Here is a 17,586-nt window from a genome sequence, read left to right on the forward strand (position 1 = left end):
ATTCTCCTCTTTTAAGTTATTTACTAATTTTATTTAGGGAATTAATTGAAATAAATCATTTAGTGATTCGCTCATCGTGGGATGTGTAAAGATATGGTCTCTAAGATAGGTATAGGATTGACCTGTTTCCATAGCTATCTGAACAATATTATCATTTCATGTGAATCTGAGCAAAATAGGGAACAACCCAGTATCAATCCAGTTTTTGCATCGACGATTGCTTTAAGGAGGCCATCCGTTTCTTCCGTTAATTTTGCTCGCGGAATAGCTGCTGCTGGCATAGCGGCCTTTTTAATTTCATAGCCTTGAGCTAGCGCTTGTTCTTCACTCAGTCCCACTCGTGATAAGGGAGGGTCAATAAAAACGGAATAGGTCACATGAAGTCGATCTTTTGTTGTTCTCTGTTTTGTACCGAAGAGGTTATCTAAAATAATACGCTGATCATCAAGGGATATATACGTAAATTGCAATCCACCAACAACATCACCCATGGCATAAATATGAGGAACTGTCGTTTGTAAACGCTCATCAACTTTTATAGCACCACGATCAGTAACTTCTACTCCTGCCTTTTGCAGCTCCAAACCTTCCGTGTTCGGCTTTCTCCCTGCAGCCACTAAAACAGCATCCGCATAAAGTTCATGAGTCTCATTGTCTTGATCTCGGTAAGTTACAACCACACCTTGTTCTCTATTATGAACAGATTGGACTTCAGTGCCCAGCTTGAATTCGATTCCTTTTTTCTCAAGAGTGGATTGAAGTGCCTGGGCGACGTCTCGATCTTCCCTTGAGAGAAATTCACTATGTTTATCTAAAACCACATGCTCGGAACCAAAATTCGCGTAAATGGATGAAAATTCTAAGCCTATATATCCAGCCCCGAGGACGATTAGCCTTTTGGGCAGAGTAGTCAATTCCATTATTGAAGTACTTGTATATACATGCGTACTACCTGAAATACCTTCAATTGCAGGCATGATGGTTGATGCTCCAGTATTTATATAAATCTTCTCACCATATATGGTTGTCAACGCTTCATCACTTTGAATTGAAATCTCATGTGGAGATGCAAATGTCGCTTTCCCAGTATAAATCGTTACTTTATCAAGATTGTCAAGGTTATCAAAATTCTTTTGACGAAGAGTAGAGATCAAGGTTGTTTTTTTATCAATTGCAATTCGATAAGCAGCGGCTTTATTATCGAATTGCTCTAAATGACTTAGCTGTGAATGTTTAGAATAGTGAACTAACGCCTTCGTTGGAATACAACCAATATTAATGCATGTCCCTCCATACATCAGTTTTGATTGTTCAATAATGGCTACTTCTTGACCTCTTTTAGCCAATGCTGCCGCTAGTGTTTTACCGCCTTTTCCAAATCCAATGATAATGGCATCATATTTATTCATTCCGCTCATCCTCGTTTTATAACTTAATTAAGTAAAAAGCTCTGTTCTCTTAAAAGAAAGAAAACTGAGCTATTTACTTGAGGTGAATTAGTCACCGGGTTTATCAATGAAGATATACAATCGTTGGATTAATCCCTCTTCAATGAAGAAGAAGTCTTCCCCAGTAACCCCTGGATGACCCCCAGCAGGTCCATAATTCCAAGTGAATTTAGCAACATTGTGATTTTCGTCTTGAGAGGTTTTAGTGAAGACAAACCCTGGGAATTTCCCATGGACTTCATCAATCAAAGTCATTAGTGCATCATGTCCCCGAAATACTTCGAGATAAAATGGATCTACGACGATGCAATCCTGTGTGTAAATTTCCTCGATAGCTTTTCTTCTTCGCTCTCGATTGGTATCACTCCATATAGACAAATGCTTATCAATAATTTCATTATAATTGGACATTTTATTTACCCTACTTGTGCCTTTGTTAAGGTACTACCCCATTCGCCTTTTGGTTCTAACCAACTTACACTTCTGTCTACAATTAACTCACCTAAGGTACCTTCATAATTTTTGCGATATGGCTTCGTAAATTCTTCTTGCAACCAACTATCCCTTGTTCCCTGCCATATTTCATAAATGACTAAGTCGTCCGGCTGATCCAAGTCATCAGATACTATTGCGCTAATGAATGATTTCTCAACCGACATTTCTTTAATAAGTGAAGACAGTGCGGTCCGAAATTCCTCTTTTTTACCTGGTTTAGTTTTAAATCGAATATTCAATACGACTTGATGATTTGTAAATGACATTATGAATTCCTCCTCTATATTAATAACTGTATTATGACTTGGCTTCACTATCATACATTTATGTGAAAGATCTTTCTGTAATCTACATCACACATAATACAGCCTTCAATTGCATTTTAGTTAGTATCTATATAATAGAACGGTTTATACCCAGAAAGTGCTGGTGAGTCATAAATGACAATGATTCCTACAAACATTTTTTTATAAAACCAGTAATTAAAAGCCAGAACAGCACATATTTTGTGTTGGCGACATCTTAGGATAAAAACGTTTAGAAAGGGCGTATAAAGATGGTTATTTATAAAAGGATGAATATCGACGGATTATCAATATTTTTTCGTGAAGCTGGGAGCCCTCACAATCCGACGATTATCCTTCTTCATGGTTTTCCAAGTTCATCTCATATGTTTAGAGATCTAATTCCTTGTCTGGCAGACCGTTATCATGTCATTGCACCTGATTATCCCGGTTATGGAAATAGCAGCATGCCTTCAACTAGTGAGTTTAATTACACCTTTGAGAATCTATCATTGGTCATAGAAAAACTTATTTCTGAACTCTGTATTTCACACTATCTATTATACGTCCATGATTATGGTGGACCTATTGGCTTTAGACTAGCGGTTCGTCATCCAGACCGTGTTCTTGGATTTGTTATTCAAAATGCTGTAGCTGATGAAAAAGGTTTAGGGAAACCCTTCGATCTATTCAAAGCCCTTTGGGCAGACCGTAACCCTGTAACAGAAGCTGCATTTTCCATTTTGACAACATTTGAATTTACAAAAAAACAATATTTAACGGGAGTCTGCCAACCTTATTTGGTTGGCCCTGATGGATTTTCAATGGACCAGTTTTTTTTGGATCGTCCAGGTAATAGCCAAATCCAGTTAGAACTTGGCTACGATTATAGAAAAAATGTAGCACTCTATCCACTCTGGCAACAATACCTTCGTACTTATCAACCCCCTACTCTAATAACATGGTGTAAATACGATTTTATTTTTACTTTGGAAGGAGCACATGCCTTTAGCAAAGATTTGAAGTGCCTTGAAACTTATTACTTATGCGGTGGACATTTTATTCTGGAAGAACAGAGTCGACAGATCTCCGAATTAATAAAGCGTTTTTTTGGTCGAATATATTAATCGTAGGGTATTCATGCCGTTTGCAGACAACAAACGGCCTAGTCCCAGGGGATTCAGGACTAGGGCCTCTTCCGATATAAGATTTATAGAGATCATAAAAATCTGCTTGGGAAGATCGACGAACTTCAGTTTGCGAACTGTTTATCCCCTTCTCTTAACAAGTATCTCCGATCGTTGTATACTCTTTAATTTTTTGTTTTAAAAATTCTTTACTTTGAATGCCAACAAATGTTTCTAACCTATACCCATCTTTAAATATCATGAGGGTAGGAATGCTTTTAACATCGTACTCTGCAGCAATGTCAGATTCAGCATCTATATCAACTTTAGCAATTGTAGCTTCATGCTTCATCTCTTTCGCTAATTCTACTACAATCGGTAGTTGTATTTTACAAGGACCGCACCAAGTTGCGTAGAAATCTACAAGAGTAACCCCATGTTCAATTTGCCCCCGAAAACTTTCCTTTGTTAAAGTACTAACATCCATCCTTCTAAACCTCCTTTTATTTGATACATGCATCATACTCCACTTATTTAATTATTTCTGTAATCCACTTCACGCAAGCGTTTTATTCCAATCATGAGTCATGGAACCCTCGAGGAACTTCTCACAATCAAGAGCAGCCATACATCCACTTCCAGCTGCAGTAATCGCTTGACGGTACTTCTTATCTTGTACATCACCACAAGCAAACACACCTGAAATGTTTGTTTCAGAAGTCCCCGGATTCACCTTCAAATATCCAATTTCATCAGTATGTAACTGACCATCAAGAAATTTTGTGTTCGGCGTATGACCAATCGTAACAAAGATACCCTCCGTTTCTATGATCTCTTCTTCCGAAGTGATATTATTGAGGACCTTTAACCCAGTAACCCCACGTTCCCCCGCTAGAACCTCTAAAGGTGTATTGTTTAAACTCCATGTGATTTTACTGTTTTGGCGCGCACGATCTTGCATGATTTTCGAGGCACGTAATTCCTCCCGTCGATGGACTATTCGTACCTCCGACGCGAACCTCGTTAGGAAATGTGCTTCTTCCATGGCTGAATCTCCACCACCAACTACAATTATCTTTTTGTTGCGGAAAAAGAAACCATCACAGGTTGCACAGGTACTAATACCTCGACCCACATTTTCCTTTTCACCTGATATTCCAAGGAATTTGGCAGAAGCACCTGTAGATATGATGATCGAATTTGCGACAAGCTCTTCTCCTCCTTCTAGTTGTAGTTTAAACGGCCGTTCAGATAAATTCAATTTGGTAACCCATCCTGAACGAAATCTGGCACCAAATCTTTCAGCTTGTTTCCGCATATTTTTTATTAACTCCGGACCCATAATTCCATCAGGGAAACCCGGGAAATTCTCAACCTCTGTGGTGGTAGTCAATTGTCCGCCGGGTTCAGGACCTTCAATAATAATTGGCTCAAGATTTGCACGTGCTAAATAGATTGCAGCTGTGAGTCCTGCTGGTCCAGTTCCGATAATGATCACATGATTCATTTGGTTTGTGGATTCCTCCTATAGATTGCATGTTAAAAAACGGCACTGATACACCCTGGTGTGCAGCAGCGCGGAAAGAGCAGCTATTCGAATTTCAAAACGACGTTGCCTTTTTTCCCAGGCGCAGCAACAGCTTCCACGGCATGCTTAATTTCGGATAGATCGAATTCCTTATAGCTTGTGAACATGGGCTTCGAATTGCTTCCCACCTCGATGGCGGCTTTCATGTCTTGCATCCGCTCATCTGCCGTCGTATCTTCTTGCCAAGTCATGATCCTTGCCCCGACCAGTGTAAGCGACTTTACCGTTAAAGCGGTCATGTCTGACGGTCCACCCGCCAAGGAGCCATAGGAAACGATGCGGCCTTTGACAGCCAACAGGCCGAATAGTCCGGTTAGCATGTCGCCGCCGACCCCGTCAACCGCCAGCACGATGTCTTCTCCGGCTGCTTTGCGGACCTCAGCTTGCCAGCCATCCACGTCGGTTGCGATTACGTTTCCGCCAGGCAGCTGCCTTTCCAAATGTTCGCCTGAATGGGTGGAGCGTACAAGGCGAATGGGGTCGATTCCCTGCTGAAGGGCAAAGTAAGTGATCATTTTGGCCACAGAAGATGATGCGCCGGTCTGAATCAGCCGCCTCGGGCGCGGCTCTAGTTCACGCAAGCCCGCTCGAAGCACATGCCGGGCTGTGATGGTATTGATGAGCAGCTGGGTCGCGATTTCGTCTGACATCTCATCGGGCAATGCCACCAGAGCCTGGGCAGGCACAGCTACATAGCTCTGCCATGCTCCCGGGTAGAAGAACGCCACGCGCATGCCCATCGTCAAACCTGTTCCATCCAGTGCACCCGGCGCGGCATCCTCGATGACTCCTGCCGCCTCGAGGCCAGGCAACCGACCTTCGGGCAGCTTTTCCGACGAATCGGACTTTGCGGCAATCAGCTGGAGATCACCTGGATGAATCACGCTCCTTGTGATCCTGACCAGCACATCGCCTTCGGCAAGTGGTTGGTCAAAAGTTGCGGACTCCACCTGAAGAACCTCTTTAGGATCGCCGAAGCGATACTGGATGATGCGTTTTCCTATGCGTGTCATATCTCATTCTCCTTGACTACAGGGATTGGAAAGTAAACGAATCTTCTATTTCCATCCCTTTATTTTCATTTTTTATCATTGGTTTTCGGCCAATCAGACGTTCAAGATCTCCGGATATCTCCGAAAATTCTCCGCTGTTGATCGCTTTGACTCAACCTAAGAAGAAATCAATCAGCAAAGGGGCAAAACAACGAAACTGGAATTTTCTTTTCGTACCTTTTATGAACCTATGATCGACCGAAGCCCTTTCAATTCAAGCTTGCATTTAAGGATGCATGGTTAGCGATGACAAGTAGAAGTTTGCAGTTGCGTTAGCGTATCACCCCTTAAATGTTGCTTCAAACACTGAATTTCTCCAAGAGATTTAAATTCAACCCAGCGAGAGGACCGCCTATTTGCTGAAGACTACCGCCTTGGCTTAAGGATCCAAGATCAATGCATGCAAAACCAAATCCCTCCCAGATTTCTTGGAAAACTTGTTTTGTCGGGCTGTCGTCTCCAGATACGAAAAGGACCGTCTTCGGCTTCTTTTCCGTATAATCCTGAATCCATTGCATCGGAACTGTGTTGAAAGCTTTGATTACACGAGCGCCCGGAGCATATTGCGCTACGATTTCACTGGAATTCACTTCTGACAAGTCACCAAGGGAATCCATATTGTCAAAACGGTTGGTAGCATCAATAAGAACGCGGCCTGTCCAATCAGGAACCATAGACAAAGCTGCAGGAACTTGCGACCACATTACGCTCAAAATGACGTAGTCCTGATCAGCTGCTTCTGACGGCGTTCCAGATTTCGCGCCAGCACCGAGCGAACTTACCAGCTCCGACAACGTTTCGGGACCACGGCTATTACTCAGCATGACTTCGTGGCCGTGCAGCAACAGATGCTTCGCAAGCGTTTGAGCAACGACTCCTGCTCCAATAAAGCCAAATTTCATTACGCACCCCCAGGTATTATCTAATTTATTTTATCGAGTCGTAACTGAAACCGTTACAGTTACAATATAATTTAAAAAAGGCAGCAATTTTTTTGAATCTGAAACAAGTGCCCCTCATTCACTACATCAACCGCTCGATATACGTCAAGCATGGTTATGCGACGGCACCATTCCGGATCCTATCAACTAGCACAATTTTTATATTCCCTTTACCAGCCATCACGGGCAATTTCGACTGAAATTCTGCTTTGATATCTTATTCCCCTCCAGTTCTCCAAATAACAAAAACACGACCCATAGGCCGTGTTTTTGTTATTTTGGGTAACCCGGCGGTCAAACTTGAACAGTGAGAAGATCTGTGGCTTTGTGTCACTGCCTTTCGGCCAGTTTCGCCTTTATCTAATTTTCAAGAAATCTATTTTGTAAAAATCCTCATATTAGTCTCGTTATTGTTCTTCAATAGGGATATTCTTTACTTCGCATACCCATACAATTCTTCGTCCTTTAGATTAGGTGTAGGACCCAAAATATTTTCTAAAGATGATTCCATCGGAAGACCATTCTCTGCTTTGAACACCCAGTCATGATTAGCTAGTGCGGCTTTTCCTAGTGAAATCAAATCTGAACCTGCCTCCAGCGCCCTTTCGGCATCCTCTGGCTGATCCAGTTGCCCATTAGCAATAACAGTCGTATCTCCATATTTTTTTGCTAATTCAGCTAGTGTTGAACCGCTATCCCCGAAGGCCGGTAAATGGGCATTATATTCAACGGTGTGGATATAATCGGGCTTTTCTGCGCCAATGGCTTCGAAAATGATTCGGGCGTCTTCTTCACCGTTCGCCCACTTGTGCGCAAAGTAATTGGATTTAGCCTGCGATATTCGAACGCCGACAACAAAATGTTGACCAACTTTCTCCTTGACGGCTCTAATAACTTCGGCGATTATACGCACACGGTTCTCAGTTGATCCGCCATATTCATCTTGACGTAGATTTGTGAAATCTGTCAAAAATTCGTCCAATAAATAACCGCTTGCCCCGTGAATCTCTACCCCGTCGAACCCTGCTTGTTCAGCTCTTAAAGCTGCTTCCGCAAAACTGGCTATGATAGCTTTGATTTCTTCTAGTGTAAGTTCCTTCGGCGTTACATACTCGCCTTCACCTCCAAATGCTGGTGATTGCTCACCTAAAGGCTTTACAGCCGAAGGAGCCACTGACCCATTTTTATAAATATTACCCATATTGAGAGCACCAGTATGGGCAATTTGCAATATAATTTTACCACCCTTAGCATGAACAGCTTCAGTTACTTGTTTCCATGCTCCGACATGCTCAACATTTGCGATTCCTGGTTGAAAATAAAATCCTTGACTGTATTCTTCATCTGTGTATGTTCCTTCGGTAATCACAAGACCAAATCCACCCGCAGCATAGCTTTCATAATATCGGGCCATTCTATCGGTTGCATTTCCATTCTTTTCGGCAGAAACGCGAGTCATCGGGGCAACTACTACTCGGTTTTTCAAGGTAAGATTTCCTAGATTATATGTGGAAAGAAGTTTTTTAGTTGTTTTCATGATAAGTATCTCCTTTTATGTCAATAAGTTATTTTTCCAAAAAAATCACTAAGTCTCCAAGGTCTACGGCTCGACAATAATTTCTCCAATGAATTATTAATAATCTGTTTCTAAGTTCAAGGATCTATACAAGAACTCTCACGTTTTGCAACAGCCTTACCCGTTAAAATATTCATCAAATATTTGATTAGTTAATTTGCTGTCCCATTTACCAACAGGTTCAAGCCAGCAAAGAATTCGCTCCTCAATTAAACTTGTAAACTGTTCCTCATATTCATTACGATATGGCCTCCTTTATTTTCGGAAGCATCTTACTTTTAATTTATGCTTCACACAAGACTCATTATGAAGCATAAGCCCCAAATTGAATAGTACTTACTTTTGTGTTATATAGTAACCAAAAAGTTATAATTTTGTCTTTCAAGGGGGGATTGCAACAAATAATCCTATTAGCCAAGTTTAATACCAATCGACGCATTATCGTCAGGCGTTCCTAACCAATAGCCATATGCTATTGCTACTTTAACAAAATGTTGTAAAGCTTCTGGCGTAGGAGGACCTGGTTTCACATTCTCCACAGGAACACCAATTTCGTTGAAGAATTCTCCCATATTCACTGTCGATACTACCAGCAATTTTACTGTTTCATTTGAGGAGTTTCTCCATGCGTGTTTCACTTGTCCCGGAATATCAAGAGTATCGCCAGCTTTTACTGTTTTCCAACTGTCTTCCGTAAACGCCTCAAGTTCCCCTGTTAGAACAACAAAAGTTTCACGATCATCATGACTATGAACAGGTACAATAACACCTGGTGGAACTTCTGCCTTCATTAAGGAGTAATCCTTATTTACCGTTAAATCTGTTACGAGTTGAATTTGTGGTCCCATTACATCTAGTACTTTTGACATATATATTTCCTCCTAATTTTTATTGTATTTTGATACCTCTTCATTATAGGGTTGAGCTTTCATTTTTTCTGTATTCCATCTTACAGTTTAATAATTAATCTTTAATTATCAGCACTGAATAATTAATTATATTTTTCAATTCTGTTGAAGGTATTAGCCTAACTTAATATCAATCGTAGCATTATCGAATCCGTGGTCCCATTACATCTAAAATTTCTGACATATATAATTTCCTCCTCATTTAATATTCTTGCAGTGACAGCAACCAATAAAAAGTGTGCTTGGAGAGAATGGTGAATGACTACATAAGTTATTGAGCCACGCTGCAGCTCGTTATTTTGGAAGCCTGTTTTTACTCCTTACTTGCCTCCCTATTATAGAGCTGACAATTCATTATTTCTGTAATGTATCTAACAATAAGTCACGAAGGAGGCTTCCACTCCTCCAGAAGAACGCTAGAAAAACACCTAATTTTATCTGTGAAAGTTAGTTATTTTATGCGAAGTTGGACAACCATTTTAAGATAACTAAAAGAAATGGCACAACAATACTACAAACTGGTTGATTTATATGTTCCCTTATCAACTATTTTATAGGAAGTCATTTTTAACAGCCATTTTTCAGCCTCCGTCGTCTGGTTAGCTTGTAGTTCCTAGTGAATAAGGTTTGTTTTGAAATCGAAACGACTGACTTAGAGAAATTGCTTCCTAACATGTAATCTACCTTACTGAACGATCGTTGAAAGAGAGTTACTATATGTGCGAGGGATAAACCAGAAGAATTAAAAAAAAGAATTGAGGAAATGAAACTTTTATTTATCAGAGGGAGGTTGACAAATTATTAGATGAAAAGAAAATTCACTCATCCTATTTGAGGAAGACAGTAAAGAACTACAGAAAAGTAAACTAATTTAAAATAGGAGGAGTATTTAAATGATTTCAGATAATAGTAAGCAAGTTCGTTTTTGGCCAATCATGATTGCAATATTTGTTGGTACTTTTGTATGTGTACTATCATCAACCACGATTAACATTGCACTTCCAATTTTAGGCAATGAATTTAAAACTGAGCTTAGTACTGTCCAATGGACATTAACTGGTTTTTTGCTGGCTACAGGAACGTTGGCACCAACAGTAGGATATCTAGGAGAGAAGATAAGCTACAAAAAATTGTTTCTTTACTCTCTAATCGGGTTTACCTTAGCTTCCGTATTATGTGCTATCGCCTGGGATATCGATTCACTAATTGTGTTTCGAATTTTACAGGGGGCATTTTGTGGATTGATTATTCCAGTTACAATGGCGATTGTTTACCAAGTAATACCTAAGGAAAAACAGGCTTTTGCTATTTCACTCTGGGGACTTGCCGCCTCGCTAGCACCAGCTTTTGGTCCAACAATTAGTGGATGGCTGCTACAAAGTTTTGCTTGGCAATGGTTATTCATTATGAATATCCCAATTGGGATCATTGCTATATTTTTAGTAGCAAAATATATTCCTTACTATCGATTAAATGTTCCCAAAAGTTTTGATTTTCTCGGGTTAATTACTGTAGTTATTGGGAGTGCGTCGTTATTGCTGGCATTTGGCCAGGGTCATAGTTGGGGTTGGGGATCTGACAAAATCGTTGGTCTCTTCATCGTAGGGAGTATATCCTTAATATTGTTCGTCATCCGTGAGCTTACAGCGAAAACCCCTCTACTTAATATTCGAGTATTTCGTAACGGCCGTTATACCCTTAGCCTTATCATTACAAACATTCTAACAATTAGTCTATATGCCGGAACTCTTTTAGCACCGGTATTCCTACAAAAAGTACAAGGCGTTACCGCCATGGATACAGGCTTACTTCTACTTCCTTCGTCCTTTGTAATGGCTTTAGTTATGCCGCTTGCAGGGAAATTATATGGAAAAGTTGGGCCGCGTTGGCTCATGTCCGCAGGCATTATTTTCTTATCTTTTGGTACTTTAACACTAAGTTGGTTTAGTACAGACGTGTCACATACGTATATTGTACTAATGATGACACTCCGCAATGTAGGTGTCGCTCTCATCATGATCCCAGCAAGTAATTCAGCGATGGAGCTTATTCCAAGAGAACTTTCCGGACATGCTGCCTCTATTATGAACTGGACGCGAAACGTTATGGGTTCATTCGCAATTGCTATTTTCACATCTTTGTTAGCTACCCGATCTTTAAGTCATGGAACAGAACTAGTAAGCGCGGGAGAAACCAATAAACTTCATATTGGACAAATGGCGTTTACCATGAGTATTAATGATGTATTTTTAATCACTGCGATAATTAGTATTTTAGCCTTGCCATTAGCCTTGTTTGTAGGAAAGTTGAAGAAATCAGATCTTACATTATCGACAGAGCATAACAAAAGTGCAGCTTAATACATCGAATTGATACAATTTGTAGTGGCCACAAGTAGCTATAAACGATTATACAATTTTGCAGACATGGGTCCAGTTCGTAACTGGACTCATATCTTTTAACATATGGATCATATCAGCTTATTTTTTAATCTTTTTATTCGGTTTAAACATTCCATTTTACATTTACAATACATTCAAGTTGATTCCCCGTTCATAAACATCGTCTATAATGAAACTATCATAGGCTCAAGGAGGTATTCATATCATGTATTACGAAGAAGATCGCGAACCGTATGACAAAGATAAGGATGAAAACTAACCCGACTTCCGCAAATAGAAAAATTCCGACTACAAAAAACCTCAGTGCACTTTCTAAATCCCGTACCAATAGCAAACCTTTACAACACCAAAAAATCAGTTCTTAACCGTATACCACAATGCGTGTCAAGAACTGATTTTATCTATACAGGACCTCCACAGGAAAGTTTCAACGAATGATTCGTGAAGATTTTAAACAATTCTTCGTACCATTCTTTATCATATTAATTCGATTACAAACAAAAAGTGTTTTCATTTATTCTCTACTATCGGAAAAACATTCAAACGAAATGAGTATGTAAACAACATACTACGCTGTCTTGTGGGTAGTAAATAGAAATTAGTTCACGTGTCATGGATGTTTGTTGCCAATATTCCTGCCCGTTAGCGGAGCGAAGGGCTGCCACGTTGCAGCCCTTTTATTAATTAAGCTTTATTTCTGCGTTAGTTCAATACAATTCAATCAACTGAATATCCAACTAAGAAACGTGGTGAAATCTCTGAAGATGGCGCTTTCTTTCTCGGCGTTACAATTGGCGTGGACAAATAGTGTTGATCCCCGCCAACAACACAAACTAGGTAAAACGGACAGTTGTTTAAACTCAATCTCAGTTTAAATTTTGCAATTTATCCGGACTTACAATCAGGTAAACCCGTTGAATGGCCATCGTCTCGATATCCCAATCAAAACAAATGACCCCAGTTGAAATCCCCTCTTTGGTTATCAATATACCAGGCTGATGATTGACCTCGACAAGCTGCGCTTTTGATGCAGGAAATCGACTTGATGAAAGAGCGTTCAATATGGTGAGCACATGTTTCTTATTGTAAATTGGATTAATCGCGGCAGACACTTTTCCCCCGCCATCAGCAATGAAAATGACATCCTCGGTTAACATGTTCACCAGAGATTGAATGTTACCGTTCGAAAGAGCAGTAATGAAACTGCTTACCATTTCCTTTTCCTCGTGTAGATGAGATGAAAGAATTTCATCTTTTTCATTGGATGCGTCTACTTTTTTCTTGACACGGCTGTAAATCTTGCGGCAATTGACTCCTGTTTTGTTGAACATTTCTCCAATTTCACTATGCTCATATTCGAACACTTCTCTTAAAATAAACACTGCTCGCTCCAAGGGTGTCAGTTTATCCATAAGAATAAGAAATGCGTAAGACATTGTATCCTGACGCTCAACACTATCTAATGGACTATGCTCAATCAATTGCACTGTTGGTTCTGGAAGCCAATTGCCTACGTAGCTTATTCTTTTTTTTCGTGCTGATTTTAACTCGTTCAAACAACGATTAATCATCATTTTACTTAAGTACGATTTAAAATTTTGAATGTTGTCGTTTAAAAATCCATGCATGCTAATAAACAAATCTTGAACCATATCCTCTGCATCCGATCTAGAACCAAGCATGCGGTAAGCAATTGCAAATAAATGAGGTTTGTAGGTCTTATATAATTCTTCAATGTTATTCGATGATGGTTCAATGGTATAACTTTGCATAATATCCCCCCTTCGTAAGTTGGTTAAAACAAGCCTATTTAGCTTATTATTGACAAAATGAAATGACCCATTCGATGTAGAAAAGATCATTGATAAGACAATTGACGGTGTCCATGTGTGACACAAATCTAAACAATTTTAATCCAAGATGACATCCATCTGAAAAAAACAGCCTTTTTCGCCGAGCCGCTGAAGTGCAATAGACCTTTTCTTCCTGATTCTCATTTCCGTAAGATCACCTTAACGTTCAATCGAACGTTCAACGTTCGATATTCTTTTTTCCATTCCTCTTCGTTCCATTTCCGCGTTTTTACTACTAACGAAATCCGCTAAAAAGGGCTTGTAACCGAAAAACTTGTATTTGAGGAACATATCGTTGGTTCTATTTCAAAAACGAGAATTGTTATCGCTTATATTACGACTGAAAAGAAAAAAAGAGTCTTAGAAGACTCTTTTTCAATAGGGATATGTTCGACTTTATCATTGTTATTAAAACTTCCGAGCTAGTTCACGAGCTTGCTGGATGGCTTTCTCTTTAATTGCCGGTGCTTGATCCGGCGTTGCAGCGACACCTTCGATAAAGATACCTTCGAATGAAGGAACACCAAGAAACTTCATAATCATAGTTAAGTGACGATGACCTATTTCAAAGTCTGCAAATGGTCCCCCTTGCGAATAGAAGTTACCAGCTGCTTGAATGTGCACAGCCTTTTTATCACCAAGTAACCCAACTGGACCTACATCCTGAACATATTTGAAGGTTTTCCCCGCAACACATATAGAATCAATGTATGCTTTCATAACTGGTGGGAAAGAGAAATTCCACATTGGGTTAACAAATACATATTTATCTGCAGCAACAAATTGATCTACCAGTTCACCTAGACGACTTACTTTCGCTTTTTCTTCTGTGCTCAACTGATTAAAATCAGTGCCAGAACTTAATTTTCCCCATCCGCTAAATACGTCTGCATCAATTTGCGGGATATTTACTTGATAAAGATCAAGATGCAGTACTTCATCGTTAGGATTAGCTTCTCGATATTCACTAATAAATTCTTTTCCAACACTTAAACTATAAGAGTTCTGGTGATCATGCGGATGAGCTGTAATATACAATACTGTTGCCATTTTGTTAATCTCCTTTAATATGCTTTTTTTTGACACTATTAAGACAATTGGCGACTTCAATGTGTGACATAAAACAAATTTCGATAACAGGGTAATACTCGGGAAATCCAATGTAAATGTAATTTCAGCACTTCTGTAATATAGCCTCAATCCTCAAAGAATATTATTAGTTTGCCTCATAACTCATCAAAATCAAGTTGTTATTTGACGGCTATTACTTAAGCCTATAGCTTTTCATAGGGCGACAAATCGGTTAACTTTCGTACTCAATATCCTTCCATATCGGAATTTCCAAACAAAGAAAAAAAACCTTTATTTATAAAGGTTTTTTTAGTATTTTCACAATATGTTGTGGACTTTTCTTAATGAACTCATGAATGTTGTTTAGATACAAAATAGAATGTTCATTAACTTTCATAAAAAGTGGTTAATCAGAAAGTAAAAGAACCCTGAGAAAATCGACAAGAAGAAAATTACTGTTAATGGGAGAAGACCCTCCATCTTTTGCTCGTAGTTGTTTCTATTCGAATTATTCATTCTTATTACTCCCTTCACGTACGTTCATTCGGCCATAAAAACTCCTTACGGAACTTCTTTTATTGGTATTATATAATTGCATAGAAACACTGTCCCCATCCAATTTACTGCTTTTTTTACAATCCACTTTCACACTTATGTCATATATCCATTATGAGTCAGCGTTACTTCTACATTAGCTCAATCTGCTGCAATCGCAAGGAAGAACGATACAGGTTAAAAAGCAAACCCCTTCGTTAGAAGTAGGTCCGCTTTTCAGTCATGTTATATGCTTTTTACAGTGTCCGGGCATCGCGAAGCAGTGCTTGTGCTGCCTCGTTCGATATATGCTTGCCGGATTGCGCCTCCACTTCATGAATGAAGCTTTTCACATTTCCTGCATTCAGCTTGTTAAGCAAGCTTGTTTCTATCCCTTTATTATCGATCCAACCGCTGCTTTTGAACCGTTTCACAAGTAGCTTTAAGCTATCCAAGCTTGCAACGGTTTGAAACCGAACCGTTCTGCTTGTCGTGTTGCCTGCCAAATCGCTGGACGTAACCGTAAATTCGTGTGTTCCGAGTTCCAAAGCGTACAAGTCAATCACCCTTCCAATTTGCACCGGCTTCCCGTCCAACATCGCAACCGTCTTCGTTGCGTCAATTCCAGATACACTGTCAGTTGCCGTAAATTGCGGTGTTAAATCCTCTGAGCTAGAGTACGTTCCTTCGAGTGGTACGGCGACAGCAATGACGGGAGCGGTAACGTCGATGTTAAAGCTAATCGTTTTCGATGCTTCCGCATTTCCTTCACGATCTGTCGAACTGTAGCTAACGCTGTACCTGCCGTCCCTGTCAAAGAGGATGGGTGCCGTATATGCCAGCCACGCCGTTCCTCCATCCAAGCTGTATACCGTTTGCGTTACACTCGACGCCGCATCCTTAGCCGTTAAGCTTACTGTTAAAGGCTGCTTATACCAGCCATTTTGTCCGTTCGGTTGTTCCGGCGAAACTATTGCCGTTGTGATCGGAGGAGTTTGATCGCCATTCTTGTACTCGAACGCAACTTTTACCGGTTCGACCATTGCATTCGTTGCAAGCTGAACCTCATAGGTCCCTTCAACATTATCGGTAAGCGTAAATGCAATCTGGAAGTCGCCCGCCTCCGAAACGGTTGTCTTCCCTTCGTATTGAACCTTGCCATGCGGATCAAGTACTTTCACATTTACATCCGTAAGTTTCCCATTCATGGCCAATCCTTGAATGGTTACTTTTTTGGTTGCTACATCTACCGCCGCTTTAAGCCCATCAATGGTTTGGATCGTTACTTTCTTCGCAAGATTGTATACGCCGAATTCATAGAAGGAATATCCATACTCAGTCTCTCTTTGGATGCCTTGGAACTTGATATATCTTGCCTTAACAGGGTCGAACAGAATGGTATTCTTGCTATCTTGAGCTGTAATGATTCCCCCATTTTCCGCTATGACGCTTTTCCAATTTTGCTTATCGTCGGATACAAGCAGCTTGTAGGTTTTTGCGCGAGCATATTCCCAATCAATTCTTACTGTATCCATCTCGATCGATTGGCCAAGATCGACCTCGAACCATGTATCGTCAACCGTATTGCTCGACGAACGTGTGGCAGGGAAGCCGTCAACAGCTTTAACAGGCGCTAAATTCGTACTTCCGCCTTCTACCGAAGATGCTTCGGCGGCCTTGTCCTGCGCCAGGCTTCCAACCAGAAAGTATACGCCTTCCTTCAGCGTATTGTAGGCACCGACCGAAATGCCTTGCTCATTCTTGAGAAGATCCAGCGCTGCATGAGCAGCTCTTGCCGTCGCCACACGTCAGAAAAAAGCCGAGGAATACACGGCTTCTCTGATACAGCATTCGATTGCTACCTAAGGCTTCTACCCCTTCAGTTTATATGGCTGCTTTTCCCGAAACTGTCGAAGGAAAATGGATAACGTACTTGCGGTGGTCACCGACAATACGAGTGTGCCATGTTCCAGGCTGGATAAATCGCTAAACTCCTGATTCCCTGTTCCAATTCAAACAAAGCCCTTTCCGCACGGCGAAGGAATCTGCTTCCGAACTCATTCAATCGCAGCTTCCTACCAGTTCGATCGAATAGAGGAACCCCTAGATCCTCCTCCAGGCGCCCAATCGTTTTGCTTAGTGACGATTGCGTTACATGCAGACTTCGTGCAGCTTCGGTCACATGTTCCAATCGAGCTACCGCGAGAAAGTATTGCAGTTATAGTAGTTCCATTTCATCCCCTCGATTCATTCCCTCAAGTCAATGAATTCATAACCTAAAATGCGTTGGAATAAATAATCGATTTC

14 protein-coding genes, 1 pseudogene and 1 riboswitch are annotated in these 17,586 nt (G+C 40.4%); of the genes and pseudogenes, 2 read left to right on the forward strand and 13 right to left on the reverse strand.

What is annotated here, in order from left to right:
- Positions 1-134 precede the first annotated feature (134 nt).
- The 3 genes from AC58U0_RS23435 to AC58U0_RS23445 all read right to left on the reverse strand — a co-directional run bounded on the left by AC58U0_RS23435 (position 135) and on the right by AC58U0_RS23445 (position 2,209).
- Positions 135-1,409, reverse strand: a complete 1,275-nt coding sequence (locus AC58U0_RS23435; RefSeq protein ID WP_497381364.1) for an FAD-dependent oxidoreductase — start codon at positions 1,407-1,409, stop codon at positions 135-137.
- An 87-nt stretch (positions 1,410-1,496) separates the two neighbouring features.
- On the reverse strand, positions 1,497-1,859 hold the full coding sequence (locus tag AC58U0_RS23440; RefSeq protein WP_497381365.1) for a nuclear transport factor 2 family protein: 363 nt from the start codon (positions 1,857-1,859) through the stop codon (positions 1,497-1,499).
- A 5-nt stretch (positions 1,860-1,864) separates the two neighbouring features.
- A complete protein-coding gene (locus AC58U0_RS23445) occupies positions 1,865-2,209 on the reverse strand; it encodes a putative quinol monooxygenase (RefSeq protein ID WP_497381366.1) in 345 nt (114 codons plus the stop codon).
- 290 nt (positions 2,210-2,499) lie between these two features.
- Here AC58U0_RS23445 and AC58U0_RS23450 point away from each other — a divergent pair, with 290 nt between their 5' ends.
- Positions 2,500-3,354 (forward strand): alpha/beta fold hydrolase, encoded by an 855-nt coding sequence (locus AC58U0_RS23450; protein WP_497381367.1) that lies wholly within the window; start codon positions 2,500-2,502, stop codon positions 3,352-3,354.
- 154 nt (positions 3,355-3,508) lie between these two features.
- On the opposite strand, the gene trxA is transcribed toward AC58U0_RS23450, so the two are convergent.
- The 6 genes from trxA to AC58U0_RS23480 form a co-directional block, all read right to left on the reverse strand.
- Entirely contained in the window at positions 3,509-3,877 is a 369-nt protein-coding gene (trxA, locus tag AC58U0_RS23455) for a thioredoxin (protein WP_497381368.1), read from the reverse strand.
- A 33-nt stretch (positions 3,878-3,910) separates the two neighbouring features.
- Positions 3,911-4,861: a thioredoxin-disulfide reductase gene (trxB, locus tag AC58U0_RS23460; RefSeq protein WP_497381369.1), complete on the reverse strand. Its 951-nt coding sequence runs from the start codon at positions 4,859-4,861 to the stop codon at positions 3,911-3,913.
- An 83-nt stretch (positions 4,862-4,944) separates the two neighbouring features.
- A complete protein-coding gene (locus AC58U0_RS23465; protein ID WP_497381370.1) occupies positions 4,945-5,955 on the reverse strand; it encodes an alcohol dehydrogenase catalytic domain-containing protein in 1,011 nt (336 codons plus the stop codon).
- A gap of 338 nt (positions 5,956-6,293) precedes the next feature.
- Complete coding sequence (locus AC58U0_RS23470) at positions 6,294-6,896, reverse strand: NADPH-dependent F420 reductase (protein ID WP_497381371.1); 603 nt, start codon at positions 6,894-6,896, stop codon at positions 6,294-6,296.
- Between the two features lie 317 nt (positions 6,897-7,213).
- Positions 7,214-7,300, reverse strand: a riboswitch (cyclic di-GMP riboswitch).
- Between the two features lie 68 nt (positions 7,301-7,368).
- On the reverse strand, positions 7,369-8,472 hold the full coding sequence (locus AC58U0_RS23475; RefSeq protein WP_497381372.1) for an oxidoreductase: 1,104 nt from the start codon (positions 8,470-8,472) through the stop codon (positions 7,369-7,371).
- A 449-nt stretch (positions 8,473-8,921) separates the two neighbouring features.
- Positions 8,922-9,380 (reverse strand): cupin domain-containing protein, encoded by a 459-nt coding sequence (locus AC58U0_RS23480; RefSeq protein ID WP_497381373.1) that lies wholly within the window; start codon positions 9,378-9,380, stop codon positions 8,922-8,924.
- A 932-nt stretch (positions 9,381-10,312) separates the two neighbouring features.
- Here AC58U0_RS23480 and AC58U0_RS23485 point away from each other — a divergent pair.
- Positions 10,313-11,779 (forward strand): DHA2 family efflux MFS transporter permease subunit, encoded by a 1,467-nt coding sequence (locus AC58U0_RS23485; protein ID WP_497381374.1) that lies wholly within the window; start codon positions 10,313-10,315, stop codon positions 11,777-11,779.
- A 908-nt stretch (positions 11,780-12,687) separates the two neighbouring features.
- On the opposite strand, the gene sigJ is transcribed toward AC58U0_RS23485, so the two are convergent.
- The 4 genes and pseudogenes from sigJ to AC58U0_RS23505 form a co-directional block, all read right to left on the reverse strand.
- Complete coding sequence (gene sigJ / locus AC58U0_RS23490) at positions 12,688-13,593, reverse strand: RNA polymerase sigma factor SigJ (RefSeq protein WP_497381375.1); 906 nt, start codon at positions 13,591-13,593, stop codon at positions 12,688-12,690.
- A 489-nt stretch (positions 13,594-14,082) separates the two neighbouring features.
- Entirely contained in the window at positions 14,083-14,724 is a 642-nt protein-coding gene (locus tag AC58U0_RS23495; RefSeq protein ID WP_497381376.1) for an FMN-dependent NADH-azoreductase, read from the reverse strand.
- A gap of 812 nt (positions 14,725-15,536) precedes the next feature.
- Positions 15,537-17,084, reverse strand: coding sequence for a discoidin domain-containing protein (locus tag AC58U0_RS23500; RefSeq protein WP_497381377.1), 1,548 nt, complete (start codon positions 17,082-17,084; stop codon positions 15,537-15,539).
- Between the two features lie 81 nt (positions 17,085-17,165).
- Positions 17,166-17,497, reverse strand: a pseudogene (locus AC58U0_RS23505) (LysR family transcriptional regulator); the annotation flags it as partial.
- Positions 17,498-17,586 lie beyond the last annotated feature (89 nt).

This window comes from Paenibacillus sp. J31P190 (assembly GCF_059692075.1).

Excerpts from the sequence above, each read along its gene's own strand:
- AC58U0_RS23435 (WP_497381364.1), bottom strand. The coding sequence starts at position 1,409 with ATGAATAAATATGATGCCATTATCATTGGATTTGGAAAAGGCGGTAAA.
- AC58U0_RS23440 (WP_497381365.1), bottom strand. The coding sequence starts at position 1,859 with ATGTCCAATTATAATGAAATTATTGATAAGCATTTGTCTATATGGAGT.
- AC58U0_RS23445 (WP_497381366.1), bottom strand. The coding sequence starts at position 2,209 with ATGTCATTTACAAATCATCAAGTCGTATTGAATATTCGATTTAAAACT.
- AC58U0_RS23450 (WP_497381367.1), top strand. The coding sequence starts at position 2,500 with ATGGTTATTTATAAAAGGATGAATATCGACGGATTATCAATATTTTTT.
- trxA (WP_497381368.1), bottom strand. The coding sequence starts at position 3,877 with ATGATGCATGTATCAAATAAAAGGAGGTTTAGAAGGATGGATGTTAGT.
- trxB (WP_497381369.1), bottom strand. The coding sequence starts at position 4,861 with ATGAATCATGTGATCATTATCGGAACTGGACCAGCAGGACTCACAGCT.
- AC58U0_RS23465 (WP_497381370.1), bottom strand. The coding sequence starts at position 5,955 with ATGACACGCATAGGAAAACGCATCATCCAGTATCGCTTCGGCGATCCT.
- AC58U0_RS23470 (WP_497381371.1), bottom strand. The coding sequence starts at position 6,896 with ATGAAATTTGGCTTTATTGGAGCAGGAGTCGTTGCTCAAACGCTTGCG.
- AC58U0_RS23475 (WP_497381372.1), bottom strand. The coding sequence starts at position 8,472 with ATGAAAACAACTAAAAAACTTCTTTCCACATATAATCTAGGAAATCTT.
- AC58U0_RS23480 (WP_497381373.1), bottom strand. The coding sequence starts at position 9,380 with ATGTCAAAAGTACTAGATGTAATGGGACCACAAATTCAACTCGTAACA.
- AC58U0_RS23485 (WP_497381374.1), top strand. The coding sequence starts at position 10,313 with ATGATTTCAGATAATAGTAAGCAAGTTCGTTTTTGGCCAATCATGATT.
- sigJ (WP_497381375.1), bottom strand. The coding sequence starts at position 13,593 with ATGCAAAGTTATACCATTGAACCATCATCGAATAACATTGAAGAATTA.
- AC58U0_RS23495 (WP_497381376.1), bottom strand. The coding sequence starts at position 14,724 with ATGGCAACAGTATTGTATATTACAGCTCATCCGCATGATCACCAGAAC.